The organism is Aestuariibaculum sp. YM273, assembly GCF_030908365.1.
Lineage (GTDB): Bacteria > Bacteroidota > Bacteroidia > Flavobacteriales > Flavobacteriaceae > Aestuariibaculum > Aestuariibaculum marinum.
Genome location: NZ_CP133090.1, coordinates 1,537,578 through 1,550,829, shown reverse-complemented (window position 1 = coordinate 1,550,829; position 13,252 = coordinate 1,537,578). Strand labels below are relative to the sequence as shown.

At 35.4% G+C, this 13,252-nt stretch carries 12 protein-coding genes and 1 tRNA gene; 3 read left to right on the top strand and 10 right to left on the bottom strand.

Going from position 1 to position 13,252, the window contains the following annotated elements; genetic code table 11:
* Window positions 1–2 precede the first annotated feature (2 nt).
* From rsmA to RBH94_RS06640, 7 genes are all read right to left on the bottom strand, one after another.
* Window positions 3–803, bottom strand: coding sequence for a 16S rRNA (adenine(1518)-N(6)/adenine(1519)-N(6))-dimethyltransferase RsmA (gene rsmA / locus RBH94_RS06670; protein WP_188222486.1), 801 nt, complete (start codon window positions 801–803; stop codon window positions 3–5).
* 93 nt (window positions 804–896) lie between these two features.
* Entirely contained in the window at window positions 897–1,220 is a 324-nt protein-coding gene (locus tag RBH94_RS06665; RefSeq protein WP_307882927.1) for a DUF4286 family protein, read from the bottom strand.
* A 52-nt stretch (window positions 1,221–1,272) separates the two neighbouring features.
* Window positions 1,273–1,866 (bottom strand): helix-turn-helix domain-containing protein, encoded by a 594-nt coding sequence (locus RBH94_RS06660; protein ID WP_307882926.1) that lies wholly within the window; start codon window positions 1,864–1,866, stop codon window positions 1,273–1,275.
* A 119-nt stretch (window positions 1,867–1,985) separates the two neighbouring features.
* Window positions 1,986–3,764 carry a tetratricopeptide repeat protein gene (locus RBH94_RS06655; RefSeq protein ID WP_307882925.1) on the bottom strand — a complete coding sequence of 593 codons (1,779 nt, stop codon included), beginning with the start codon at window positions 3,762–3,764 and terminating at the stop codon, window positions 1,986–1,988.
* 230 nt (window positions 3,765–3,994) lie between these two features.
* Entirely contained in the window at window positions 3,995–4,120 is a 126-nt protein-coding gene (locus tag RBH94_RS06650) for a hypothetical protein (protein WP_262891395.1), read from the bottom strand.
* Window positions 4,121–4,290: 170 nt separating this feature from the next.
* On the bottom strand, window positions 4,291–5,562 hold the full coding sequence (serS, locus tag RBH94_RS06645; protein WP_307882924.1) for a serine--tRNA ligase: 1,272 nt from the start codon (window positions 5,560–5,562) through the stop codon (window positions 4,291–4,293).
* A 73-nt stretch (window positions 5,563–5,635) separates the two neighbouring features.
* Entirely contained in the window at window positions 5,636–6,568 is a 933-nt protein-coding gene (locus RBH94_RS06640) for a bifunctional riboflavin kinase/FAD synthetase (RefSeq protein ID WP_307882923.1), read from the bottom strand.
* An 81-nt stretch (window positions 6,569–6,649) separates the two neighbouring features.
* Here RBH94_RS06640 and RBH94_RS06635 point away from each other — a divergent pair, with 81 nt between their 5' ends.
* The gene (locus tag RBH94_RS06635; protein WP_307882922.1) at window positions 6,650–9,721 is read left to right on the top strand and encodes a reprolysin-like metallopeptidase; all 3,072 of its coding nucleotides are present in this window, start codon (window positions 6,650–6,652) and stop codon (window positions 9,719–9,721) included.
* 31 nt (window positions 9,722–9,752) lie between these two features.
* On the opposite strand, the gene pth is transcribed toward RBH94_RS06635, so the two are convergent.
* The 3 genes from pth to RBH94_RS06620 form a co-directional block, all read right to left on the bottom strand.
* Window positions 9,753–10,319, bottom strand: a complete 567-nt coding sequence (gene pth, locus RBH94_RS06630; RefSeq protein ID WP_307882921.1) for an aminoacyl-tRNA hydrolase — start codon at window positions 10,317–10,319, stop codon at window positions 9,753–9,755.
* 88 nt (window positions 10,320–10,407) lie between these two features.
* Complete coding sequence (locus RBH94_RS06625; RefSeq protein WP_307882920.1) at window positions 10,408–11,013, bottom strand: 50S ribosomal protein L25/general stress protein Ctc; 606 nt, start codon at window positions 11,011–11,013, stop codon at window positions 10,408–10,410.
* 59 nt (window positions 11,014–11,072) lie between these two features.
* A complete protein-coding gene (locus tag RBH94_RS06620) occupies window positions 11,073–12,014 on the bottom strand; it encodes a ribose-phosphate pyrophosphokinase (protein ID WP_307882919.1) in 942 nt (313 codons plus the stop codon).
* A gap of 146 nt (window positions 12,015–12,160) precedes the next feature.
* Here RBH94_RS06620 and RBH94_RS06615 point away from each other — a divergent pair.
* Together RBH94_RS06615 and RBH94_RS06610 are read left to right on the top strand one after the other, a co-directional pair.
* Window positions 12,161–12,240, top strand: a tRNA-Leu gene (locus RBH94_RS06615).
* A 146-nt stretch (window positions 12,241–12,386) separates the two neighbouring features.
* Entirely contained in the window at window positions 12,387–13,244 is an 858-nt protein-coding gene (locus RBH94_RS06610) for a YicC/YloC family endoribonuclease (protein ID WP_307882918.1), read from the top strand.
* Window positions 13,245–13,252: the final 8 nt, after the last annotated feature.

The window sequence follows — 13,252 nt, the reverse complement described above, 5'->3', positions numbered from 1 at the left end:
TGCTATGCTTTAATATCGTTTTCTATTAATTGTGTAAGTTCTATAAACTGCTGAACATTGAGTTGTTCCGGGCGTTTATCAAATATACTATTTGCTTTTAAACTATCGCTTAAATTAAATGTTTTTAAGCTGTTACGAATAGTTTTTCGACGTTGCTGAAAAGCTGCCTTGACTACTTTAAAGAATAAGGCATCGTCACAAGGCAAACTGTAATCGGCTTTACGAATTAATCGCATCACACCAGAGTCGACCTTTGGTGGCGGGTTAAACACATCTGGCGGTACTGTAAATAAATATTCGGCATCATAATACGCCTGAGCCAAAACCGATAAAATACCGTACACCTTGCTGCCTTCTTTTGAACAAATACGCTCGGCAACTTCCTTTTGAAACATCCCTGAAAATTCAGGAATTTGGTCGCGCATCTCAAGCATTTTAAAAACAATCTGCGTTGAAATATTATAAGGAAAGTTCCCGATGATTGCAAAAGGCTCACCTTTAAAAACCTCGTTTAAATCGTACTTTAAAAAATCCTTTTCAATAATTCGTGGTGCTAAATTCAGATAATTAGACTGCAAATACTCTACCGACTCCGTATCTATTTCAATCACATACGTAGTAATATCCTTTTTAAGTAGGTATTTGGTAAGCACACCCATACCAGGCCCAATCTCTAAAACCGATTTGTAACCGTTTAAAGTAAGTGTATCTGCAATATCTTGTGCTACACTTTCATCATTTAAGAAATGCTGTCCTAAATGTTTTTTTGCCTTTACCTGATGTTGATTGGAATTATTTGCCACAGAATATTGAATATTTTAAATGCAAAAGTAAGTTTTATAATTTGGAATAGCTGCATTTCTCAAGGATTCGCAACTTATTCAATAAAACGACACCTACTTAAAGTTTACCGTGTACTCGTCTACTATTTGAAGTTCGGTTCTAAACGACAACACTTTATCACCAAAACGCTTCACCACATCTTCTCGTAATATGCTGGCATGATCTCTTAAATAGTCGTCTAAAGCCTCACGAGATGTTGCTCTGTACTGCACCGAATAGGTAACGCCTCCCATATCTTCCTCTACCAACACACGCGTTAAAGTTGCTGTTTTAAACTTTCCTGTAGATAACACCTGCGGAATGTGATCTTTTATCCATACTAACCACTGCTCGTGAATTGACTCCTCTACATTTGAAGTAACGTTATATATATACATAATGAAAGTGTTTTTGCAAAGTACCGTAGTTCTGCAACAGCATCAAAGTATTTTAGCGTAAAATTGGAATGGCAGGTATATATTTATACGATTTATTTTGGTAAACCCTAATGGTATTAATAACAGTAACTAAAATATTAAAACCGTAGGTGATAAATATAAATTTAATTATCCCAAAGGGGCCTACAGATATTCCTAAACTCCCCGATGTTCTAAAAAAACCTAAAAAGCTTGACATTATTATTAAATAAAAAGCGAACAACACCAGAACCCAAGTGATTTGAAAGTTCATAATTGACTTTCCTAATTTATCAACTCCCTTTAACTTATCCTTTTTTAATATCCATAAAACAAGAGGGATGATGATTCCTAAAATAGGAAAGAATAAAAAACTTAAAGACGATATACTCATAAATGTTAAATAGCCTTTGTCTTCCTGAATTTTCCAATCAATGATATCTTCAGGAGTACACTCTAAAGCTTCAGATAATTTTCTTAAGGAATCGCCTCTGGGTTCGGTTTCGCTATTCTCAATTCTTTGAATGGTTCGCAGGCTTAAACTGGAGGCTTCAGCTAGATCTTCCTGAGATAATCCTTTTCTGTTTCTTAATTCTTTTACACGTTGCGCTAAATTCAATTCACTCATTTTTTATAGGTTTTAATTTTGAGTAAAATTATGTCTCAGAGCTTCTTTTTGATAACGTCTTTAGAACGACATGTTTACGTCATAAGTGTCAAAACCTAATGTTTTCGGTATATTTGAGGCTAATTTATAAAATCGCCACGCAAAGCACGATAGCGCTTTCTGGCATCTACAAAGTAAATACTATCGGCATGATTAAAAATAATTTGCTCGTATAAAGGCTTAGCTTTTTCCGGCTGATTCAGGATATTTTCATAAATATCAGCCAGACTAAATAGTGCGTCATCAACCAAAATGCCTTCGCTAAAATTTTCTATTATACTCTCATAATTGGCTTTTGCCTGCTCAAACTGTTCAAGAGCTTCAAACAACTGGGCTTGTTTAAACAAGGCCTGAGGAATGATCGCTTCGGTTTTATGCTCATTCAGAATTTTATTTAGCAAACCTATCGCCTCTTCTTCCTTATTTTGAAATGCTAACAAATCGGCCTTTGCATACATTTTTAAAGCCGTTTGCAAAGAATCGCCATCATATTTGTTATCGGTAATCAAGAGTTTCAAATCTAAAGCATCATTAGCTATTAATTGCGATGTTGAGGCTTTTAAAATATTTAATTGAGATTCTGCCCATTTAAAATCTCCTTTGTAATAACTTGTCTTGGCCACTTTAAAGCGCGCTTCCTGAGAAATGGTACTATTCTTTAAGTTCCGCTGAATTTGTGTATAGTAAATTAAGGCATTATTAAACTTTTCCTGCAACACTAAAATATCGCCAAGCTCAAGCTTTACCTCTGCCTGCTGCATTTGATTTAAAGGTAATTTTAAGGTATCCTCTAGAAACGACGTTGCCTTATCCGGTTGGTTATTTGAAAACGCCAAAAAGTGCGCATACCCCAATTGCAATTTAAAGGTTAATGAGGACAAACCAAATTCAGAAAACAACTCCTGATACTTTTCATTTATGATTGCGTAGTCTTTCTTGGGTGTTTGTCGCGTTTCAATTTGAATTAAATTATAATGGGCGTTAAGCAACATTTCGGTATCCTGAGCCGTTTGGGTTACGAAAGTTAAAATATCTTTTGCTATATCAAGTTCACCCTCATTCATCGCTATTTCTGCAAGGTCTTCAATACTATCAAGGCTTTCTGGTTGGCGCATAAAAATAGCTTTCTCCTGCACAAAGGCTTTATTGTAATCTTTCTGCTGAATAAATAACCAACTCAACAACTGGTTCCACAAGACCTGAGGTTCCTGCTGCATTTTTTTTAGTAAAATCTTTCTGAACAGAATATTATTTTCATTCTCTCCATTCTCACTTATAAAGTCGCTTATAAATCGCTTTACATTACTTAAGGCTATAGGATTGGCTTCAGCGAAATCGACATAACCAATAAACATCTCTTCAATATTCCCCAACTCTCCATTTAATTGTGCCAATTGCAAATTGAAATTAAAATCAGGTTTTAACGCCATCGCTTTTTCATAAGCCTGTATGGTTTCGTTTAGAAGTGTATGACCTTGAAAACTCTTAGCCACTGCAAACACATTACTTGGGCGCTCTTCTATGCTATTAAGGGCTTCATTATAATATAAAGTGGCTTGTTCCAAATCTCCCTTAAGCTGGTAATTATAACCTAAATCTACTTTAAATGCCGGGTAATTGACACGCTGTATTAGTTTTAACAGAAAAGTTTCAGCCTCGGTGTATTGCTCCAGTTCCTGATGTGCTGAAACAATCTGATTTATATAATTGACGTTAGAAGGCGATTCTGCATATAGTTTTTTATACTCGAACAAAGCTTTCTCGAAATCACCATTATTAAAATATTCGCGAGCCAGCATATCGCTTTGCGCAAATGCAGCCGAACTCACCAATAGAAAAATAACAAACAAACGTCTCATACCGTAAATATAATAAATGCCATGTGTAGATGTGGCATCTTACAGAAATAAAAAATGCCCGAATAACATCCGGGCATAACCAACCAAAATTAATGTTCTATTAACTACCTCCTAAAATGAAAGTAACACTCGATTGGGGACAGTCTTAATTGCACCGCATAAGCGATAACAGACAGTTTAGATTGAACACTTAATTATAAAAATTAGAATTTAATTCTTGCTGTAAAATGTTATTCTGCAGTAATTACATTTTCAGTTTTATGTTCAGAGTGAAAAATATCGAAATCTGAAAATAAAACTTTCGATGCTACAAAAATTAACGTGATAAGAATGAGTAGGCGTTTAACATTTTTCATGGTAGGTCAGGTTTTTCAGTTTTGGAACTCCTAACTTCGAAAAATTATTTAAAAACGCAAAATAATAAGGCAACAAATCGACTAAAAACGCTGTTAATTAACACTTTGTCGATTTTAAAATTAAAAAATCGGGTGATTTGTAAGTTTTTTACCCGATTTTTATTATTCTGTTAATCAATGATTTTAAATCCTGTGTATGGCTGTAAAACTTCAGGGATAACAATACCCTCTTCCGTTTGGCAATTTTCTAAAATTCCTGCTAAAACACGAGGTAAGGCTAACGAACTTCCATTTAAGGTATGAGCCAATTCGTTTTTACCGTCACTATTTTTAAAACGCAGCTTTAATCGGTTAGCCTGGAAAGTTTCAAAGTTAGACACCGATGAAATTTCTAACCAACGGTCTTGCGCTGTAGAGAACACTTCAAAATCGTAAGTTAACGCTGAAGTAAACCCTAAATCACCTCCACATAATCTAAGAATTCTGTATGGTAATTTAAGTTCCTGTAAAATTCCTTTTACATGTTCTACCATACCGTCTAAAGCCTCATAAGATTTGCTTGGATGTTCTACACGTAAAATTTCAACTTTATCGAACTGGTGTAAACGATTTAAACCTCTAACGTGGGCACCGTAACTTCCCGCCTCACGACGGAAACATGGTGTGTATCCTGTGATACCTATTGGCAATTCACTTTCGTTAAGCACCACATCTCTAAAAATGTTGGTTCCCGGAACCTCAGCTGTTGGAATTAAATATAAGTTATCAGCCGTCACATGGTACATTTGCCCTTCTTTATCCGGCAACTGTCCAGTACCAAACCCTGATGCCTCATTTACTAAATGCGGCAACTGAAATTCGGTGTAACCTGCTGCTGTATTTTTATCTAAAAAATATGCTATTAAGGCACGTTGTAATCGAGCGCCTTTGCCTTTATATACCGGAAAACCTGCTCCAGTAATTTTATTCCCTAATTCGAAATCGATAATATCGTATTTCTTAGCCAGTTCCCAGTGTGGCAAGGCCCCTTCATGTAATTTAGGGATGTCACCTTCTCTGTAAACTTCTTCATTATCCTCATCTGTTGAACCAGCCGGAACAATCTCGTTTGGTACATTAGGAATTTTATAAAGTAATTCACTTACCTCGGTTGACTTTGTATTTAAAGCTTCGGTAAGTTCTTTAGATAATTCTTTTAACTGACCCGTTTTTTCCTTTAACGCATTTGCCTCTTGTGCCTTACCAGATTTGTACAAGTTTCCTATTTCCTTGGATAAGGAATTGGATTCAGCTAAAGTGTTATCTAATTCTGTTTGAATTCGACGTCTGTCTTCATCAAATGCAATAACATTATTAATCATCTCAACAGCATCAATATTACGTTTTGCTAAGCGATTAATTACCAAATCTTTGTTTTCTCTAATAAAAGGAACTTGTAACATGAATATAAAATTTAAGCGACAAATTTAATGAATTGCACGATATATATTTGGCTTTTTAAAACTAAAAATCCAATTAAAAGTGGGAGGCGATATAAGTTAGTGAGGTTTCTTTATCTTTTTGTAATTGCTCTTTTAAAGCCTCTATAGATTTGAAGGTTTTCTCATCTCGAATACGGTGTAGTAAGTCTATTTGAATTTGTTTTCCGTAGATATCTTCATTGAAGTCGAAAAAGTGCACTTCAATCGTTTCTTTATTACCTTTAACCGTTGGATTCGTTCCGATGTTCATCATACCAAACACTGTTGCACCGTCAATAATCGATTTTACTACGTAAGCACCTTGTTTAGGTATTAATTTATAGTCTTCTTCTATTTGAATATTGGCTGTTGGGTAATCTATTTGTCTCCCTAAGGCTTTCCCTTCAACTACCGTTCCTGTGAGCATAAAATTATACCCCAAATAAGCATTTGCCTTGTCGATATCTCCCTCACCTAAAGCCACTCTTATTTTCGTAGAACTTACTGAGACATCATCTATATCCTGAGCAGAAATTTCTTCTACATCAAATCCGTAAAGCTCTCCGTACTTCTTCAAGTCGTTTATATCGGCATTTCGGTTTCTACCAAAACGATGATCATACCCAATAATTACTTTTTTAGCGTGAAGCGTATCAACTAGAATTTCTTTAACAAACTCTTCAGCAGTTAAACGTGAAAATTCTTTGGTGAATTTTTTAATAAGTAAATAATCTAAACCTAAGCCATCTAAAATGGCACGGCGTTCATTTATAGTATTAATCAGCTTAATATTAGAATCCTTTTGCAACACCATGCGCGGATGAGGAAAGAACGTAAGGATTACCGATTTTAATTGCGATAGCTTCCCTGTATTAATTAAACGGTTAATTATTTTTTGATGCCCAATATGAACTCCGTCGAATGTTCCTATGGTAACAACTGATGGCGTATCAGAGCTGTAAGCCGTAATATTTTCAATCTTGCACATAAAAGCTATTAATTGCTAATTTGATTTAAAAAAGTTAGATTTGTTATTAGCGTTTTAATAATCTCGTTCTAAATCAGTTTTATGAAAGCAAAACTACATTATGTTTTATCAATAACAATGCTTTTATTTATCTTTTCAGCTTTTGGTCAAAATTCTTCATGGAAAAAACTAGAACGTGTTAAAGATTCTAAAAAACTATCGAAACTGCATTTAGATCGTTCTAAAGTTCATTTTTTTAAACTAGACATAACATCTCTTAAAAAGAATATAGGTCCAGCAACATCGAGATACGCTAAATCTAAAAAAACTGAAACCTTAGTAGACATTCCATCACATGATGGAATCATTGAAACATTCAAAATTTATGAATCTTCTGTTTTTGCTCCATCGTTAGTAAATAAATACCCTGATATAAAAACCTATGTAGGCTATTCCTTGACTAATTCAGGTAAAAAACTAAGAATGTCTATTTCTCCACAAGGTGTATACACCATGGTTACATCCATGAACAAAGGAATGATTTTTATGCAGCCGGTAGAGAAAAACTCAGACGAGTATGTTCTTTACCATAGAGCTGATAAAAATGATTTGAAATATGAATTTCTATGTAAAACATTTGAGAACCTTGATAAATTATCTTTAAAAAGCACTTCATATTCAAAAACAACCGTAGACGAAGGCGGCGCTAATAATCAAACCCTTCAAAAATTCAGAATAGCTATTTCTACCACCGCTGAATATACCGCTTACCATAACGATGGCATTGCTGCGAACGGAAATGCCGTTGCCGATGCCTTAGCAGCAATTAACACAACCATTGGTCGTGTTAATGAAATTTTTGAAACCGATATGGCTATTACTTTCGAATTGGTTGATGCGCCCCAACTTATTTATACCAATGCAACCACCGATCCTTATTCCGATGCCAATATAGGGGCAAGTGAAGATTATGCAGGTGAGCCTGAAGGCTGGAATTTACAACTACAAAACACTTTAACATCTGTAATAGAAAACAGCGCCTATGATATAGGACATTTATTCGGTGCTACTGGTGGGGGCGGAAATGCAGGTTGTATAGGTTGTGTTTGTGAAGACGACACTCCCGCATCAAACGATATGCATAAAGGCAGTGGCTTTACCTCTCCCTCTAACGGAATTCCAGAAGGCGATACTTTTGATATAGATTTTGTTGTTCACGAAATTGGTCACCAAATGGGAGCAAACCACACCTTCGCATTTGAATCTGAAGGTACTGGAGTAAACTCGGAACCAGGGAGCGGATCGACGATAATGGGATATGCCGGTATTGTAGGTCCAGACAATGTAGAAAATAACAGTGATGCTTATTTTCACTATCACAGTATAAAACAAATTCTTGATAATATTGTTGGTAAATGCCAAACTACTGAAAACATTAATAACCTTCCACCAGCTGCCGATGCCGGTCCTGATTATATTATCCCTGCGGGTACCGCTTATGTTTTAAAAGGAAATGCAACAGACTCCAATAGGGCAGATAACTTAACCTATTGCTGGGAACAAATAGATAGCGGCACAACAAACTATTTAAATTTTGGGCCCGATTTAGCTACGGGTTCTATGAATCGCTCATTACCGCCTTCAAATTCAAGTGATCGGTACATCCCTAATTTCAGTAGTGTTTTAGAAGGAAAAATTACTCAAACGGACCCTAATATTTTTAGCGACTGGGAAACAGTTTCTAACGTAGGCAGAACGCTAAACTGGGCTCTAACGGTACGTGACAGATCGCCCGGTGATGGCAGTATTGGACAGTCCAGTTACGACACAATGCAAATAACCGTTGAAGACGTTACTCCATTTACTGTCACTAATCCTATATCCTGGGCACAGGGAACTTCACAGGAAATAACATGGGAAGTGGGTCAAACGAACAATGGCACCATTAATTGTCAAAATGTAAATATAAAGTTATCTACCGATAGCGGACTTACATTTGATACAACCATAGCCTCCAATGTACCAAATAATGGGTCATACAATTACACCGTACCCAGCCTGACCAATACAACAACTGCTAGAATATTAATTGAAGCTGCCGACAATATTTTTTATGATGTTTCAGACTTTGATTTCTCGATATCAAATGAGCCGGAATTCTTTATGGTAGGTGAAACTCTGGACCCATTAGCTTGTAAGAGCACTTCTGCTATTTTTCATTTTAACTTTGCCACTGCTAACGGTTATACAGACAATACAACATTTAGCGCAACAGGCAACCCAGCAGGATCATCGGTAACATTTTCTCCAACAAGTTTAGATTCAGATGGCACTGTAACAATGACTATTAACAACCTAGACAACATCGCTAATGATGACTATACCATCACTGTTACCGGAACCTCTAACTCCCTAACCAAAGATAAAGTATTTGAATTTCCATTTTACAATGGTGTTTGTAAATCTATTGCAAACGACAACTACGAAACCAGTACCACAGGAGTTATTTTTAACACCATCAATAATCTAAATAATGGAAAACCCTCGGGCTATTCAGATTACACCAATCTTTCTACAGATGTCAATCGATCTAACACATTTGACTTAACGGTTAATGTAAATACAGATGGAGATTACAGCACCAATACAGTTGTTTGGATTGACTGGAATCAAAATTGTAGTTTTGATGATGATGGTGAAACTTATATCTTAGGGTCGGCAACCAATGTTGTTAATGGTCCTACAAGTAATTCTCCGTTTTCTATTACGGTTCCGAGTAATGCCGTATTAGGCAATACCATTATGAGAATATCTACCAAGTTTGCTGGTGAAGGTTCTCCAATACTTTGCGAAAATGGTTTTGATGGAGAAGTTGAAGATTACAGCTTAAATATCATTCCTACACTTAGCGTTGAGCAATTTGGCTTTGATAACTTCAATGTCTTCCCTAATCCTAATAATGGAACTTTTACAATTAAATTAAATGGATCACTAGAGGGCAATATTACTGTAGATATTGTTGACTTAAGAGGTAGAACGATTTTTAAAAACAGGTATAAAAACCCTGGTGACTTTGAACAGGACATTAATTTAAATCAAGTTCAAACCGGGCTTTACCTTTTAACTGTTAGTGATGGTATGCGAAAATCGAGTAAAAAAATTATCATTAAATAAATAAAAAAAGCAGAATTGAGTTCTGCTTTTTTTACTTCCCATTAAAACTATTCATGGTATTTGATAGTCCAGCCAAACCAAATGATTTTATTAGTTCTACCGATTTTTCTAAACGCTCGTTTAATTTATCATTTTCTTCTTCCGTCCACTCGCCAAGCACATAATCAACTTGACGCCCTTTACTAAACGTATCACTAATTCCGAATCGGTAGCGGTTATATTTGGTAGTATTCAATTTATCCTGAATATCTTTTAAACCGTTGTGCCCCCCATCACTTCCTTTAGCTTTAACACGAATACTTCCAAAAGGCAAGTTCAAATCGTCGGTAATTACTAAAAGGTTTTCTAAGGGAATTTTCTCTTTCGTCAACCAATACAGCACTGCCTTACCACTTAAATTCATATAAGTGCTTGGCTTTAAAAAAATAAAGGTTCTCCCTTTTAATTTATATTCCGTTACATCACCTAATTTTTGAGTTTCGAATGTTAGCCCTTCCTTTTTAGCGAAAAAATCTAAAATCTTAAACCCTATATTATGGCGCGTATTCTCATACTTATCTCCAATGTTTCCTAAACCTACGATTAAGTATTTCTTCATAAAATATGTGTCGTCTTAAAAATCTTTTGTAAAAATAAAAAAGCATCCTGAATTCAGGATGCTTTCGTATTCAATTTAGAATAAAGTCTTATTCTGCTGCTGCTGCTTCTACTTCTTCTTCTTCATCTTCGTCATCAACATCTACTGAAGTTCTAGAACGTCTTACTTGACATACAACCGTGTTATCTGGGTGCATAAATTTGTAAGCATCGTTTTCTAAAGTAGTGATGTATAATTTACCACCAATTTTTAAAGGAGTGATATCTGCTTCGATAAAATCTGGTAAGTTAGCTGGAAGAGCTTTTACTCTTAAGCTACGTTTATTTTTACGTAAAACACCACCATTCTTAACACCACGAGAGTTACCAATTAATACTACAGGAATTTCCATAGTAATTTCTTTGTCTTCGAATAACTGGTAGAAATCGATGTGTAAGATAGCATCTGTTACTGGGTGAAATTGGATATCTTGTAATACCGCATTGTAAGTTTCACCATTTTCTAAAGCAATCACAACTGTATGCGCATTAGGCGTGTATACAAGTTTAGAGAATGCAATTTCATCTGCAGAGAAATGAACTGGTTTATCTCCTCCGTATAATACGCAAGGAACCTGACCAGCATTACGTAAGGCTTTTGTTGCTTTTTTGCCCACGCTTTCTCTTTGAGATCCGTTGATTGTAATTGATTTCATAATTATTTATTTATTATTACTTGTTTATAATGGAAGCACGTATGCGCTTTCATGTCTTTTTACATTACAAATTTAGAAGCTATAGATTGGTTGTTGTGTACTTTTTCCATTACCTCAGCAAATAAATCGGCACAACTTAATACTCTAATCTTATCGCTTAATGGCTTAACAGGAATAGAATCTGTTACTATAAGTTCTTCTAGTTTTGAATTATTTAAATTATCGTAAGCCTTACCAGATAATAAAGCATGAGTACAAATCGCTCTAACGCTTAATGCTCCTCGCTCCATCATTAAATCGGCAGCTTTAGTTAAAGTTCCTGCAGTATCTACCATATCATCAACTAACACTACATTTTTCCCGGTTACATCACCAATTAATTCCATATGAGAAATAACATTGGCTTTAGCACGTTGCTTGTAACAAATAACCACATCACTTCCTGAAGCTTTTGCATAAGCATAAGCACGTTTCGAACCTCCCATATCAGGAGAAGCGATTGTTAAGTTATCCAGACCTAAACTCCTTAAATATGGTAAGAAAATAGTTGACGCGAATAAATGATCAACTGGTTTCTCGAAAAACCCTTGAATTTGATCAGCATGTAAATCCATGGTGATAATTCTTGTTGCTCCCGCAGCTTCTAAGGTTTTAGCAACAAGTTTTGCTGCAATTGGCACTCTAGGCTTATCTTTTCTATCTTGTCTTGCCCATCCAAAATATGGTAAAACCGCGGTAATGTGTCTTGCTGATGCACGTTTAGCAGCATCAATCATTAATAACATTTCCATTAAGTTTTCCGGTCCAGGATTGGTAGATCCAATGATAAAAATACGAGTCCCTCTAATCGATTCTTCATACGATGGTTGAAACTCTCCATCGCTGTAAGTCGACATAATTACTTTTCCTAATTCTGTTCCAAAAGCCTTAGCAATTTTCTCTCCCAGTACCTGACTTTGGGTACATGCAAAAATCTTGGCTTCGGTTACAATTGTCGGCATAGCTAACTTGTTGTTTTTTAGCGCAAAAGCGCGGCTTGTTTTTAACGAGGTGCAAATTTAGACATTTATTTTTACCTAAAAAGTATATTACACCGTATTTTTATCATAATTATGAAAATTTTATATATTTTTGCTCTCGCTAAAATGCTCAAGTGGCGGAATTGGTAGACGCGTCGGATTCAAAATCCGATTCTTAGGAGTGCGGGTTCGATTCCCGCCTTGAGTACAACAAAAAGCTTCACAAATGTGAAGCTTTTTTCATTTTAATCTGCTCACAAACCTTATTGTAAATATTTATACACGTATTTATATCCTGTTTTTCTATACTTTAGGTTTTAATATTACCTTTGTACCCTTTAAAACACTTTGTTTATGATATATTCAATGACAGGCTACGGTAAATCGGTTTTGCAATTGCCTACCAAAAAAGTGACTATAGAGTTAAAATCACTTAACAGCAAAAATTTAGATTTAAATGCGAGAATGCCGTCTATATACAGAGAAAAAGAATTGGCCATTAGAAAACTTCTTGCCGATAAACTGGTAAGAGGTAAAGTCGATTTTTCAATTTATGTAGAAGCCACTGCCGAAGACACCTCAACGCAAATTAATACACCTGTTGTTAAACAATATATTGAACAATTGCGTCAAGTGGTTGATGGAAATGACATTGAATTATTAAAAATGGCGGTGCGTTTCCCTGATGCTTTAAATACCGTTCGTGAAGAAATTGACGAAAACGAATGGCAACTTATCGATGCCGAAATTCACAAAGCTGTAAAAGATTTAAACAATCACCGATTAGACGAAGGTAAAGTTTTAGAACAAGATTTTAACGCCAGAGTAGCAACTATAGGTAGTATTCTGGAACAGGTAATAGCGATGGATCCGGAGCGTGTTCAAGGGGTTCGCGAGCGATTATTAAAAGGTGTTGAAGAACTAAAGGAGAAATACGACGAAAACCGTTTCGAACAGGAATTAGTCTATTACATTGAAAAATTCGATATCACCGAAGAAAAAGTACGTTTAAAAAATCATTTAAACTACTTTATAGAATCTATCAATTCTGAAGACTCCAACGGAAAAAAATTAGGCTTCATCTCTCAGGAAATGGGTCGTGAAATAAATACCATTGGTTCTAAAAGCAACTATGCACCAATGCAACAGTTAGTCGTACAGATGAAAGACGAGCTGGAAAAAATTAAAGAACAATTATTAAACGTATTATAATAATACCA

Excerpts from the sequence above, each read along its gene's own strand:
- RBH94_RS06620 (WP_307882919.1), bottom strand. The coding sequence starts at position 12,014 with ATGCCGACAATTGTAACCGAAGCCAAGATTTTTGCATGTACCCAAAGT.
- serS (WP_307882924.1), bottom strand. The coding sequence starts at position 5,562 with ATGTTACAAGTTCCTTTTATTAGAGAAAACAAAGATTTGGTAATTAAT.
- RBH94_RS06660 (WP_307882926.1), bottom strand. The coding sequence starts at position 1,866 with ATGAGTGAATTGAATTTAGCGCAACGTGTAAAAGAATTAAGAAACAGA.
- pth (WP_307882921.1), bottom strand. The coding sequence starts at position 10,319 with ATGAAGAAATACTTAATCGTAGGTTTAGGAAACATTGGAGATAAGTAT.
- RBH94_RS06640 (WP_307882923.1), bottom strand. The coding sequence starts at position 6,568 with ATGTGCAAGATTGAAAATATTACGGCTTACAGCTCTGATACGCCATCA.
- RBH94_RS06610 (WP_307882918.1), top strand. The coding sequence starts at position 12,387 with ATGATATATTCAATGACAGGCTACGGTAAATCGGTTTTGCAATTGCCT.
- RBH94_RS06635 (WP_307882922.1), top strand. The coding sequence starts at position 6,650 with ATGAAAGCAAAACTACATTATGTTTTATCAATAACAATGCTTTTATTT.
- RBH94_RS06650 (WP_262891395.1), bottom strand. The coding sequence starts at position 4,120 with ATGAAAAATGTTAAACGCCTACTCATTCTTATCACGTTAATTTTTGTA.
- RBH94_RS06625 (WP_307882920.1), bottom strand. The coding sequence starts at position 11,013 with ATGAAATCAATTACAATCAACGGATCTCAAAGAGAAAGCGTGGGCAAA.
- RBH94_RS06665 (WP_307882927.1), bottom strand. The coding sequence starts at position 1,220 with ATGTATATATATAACGTTACTTCAAATGTAGAGGAGTCAATTCACGAG.
- RBH94_RS06655 (WP_307882925.1), bottom strand. The coding sequence starts at position 3,764 with ATGAGACGTTTGTTTGTTATTTTTCTATTGGTGAGTTCGGCTGCATTT.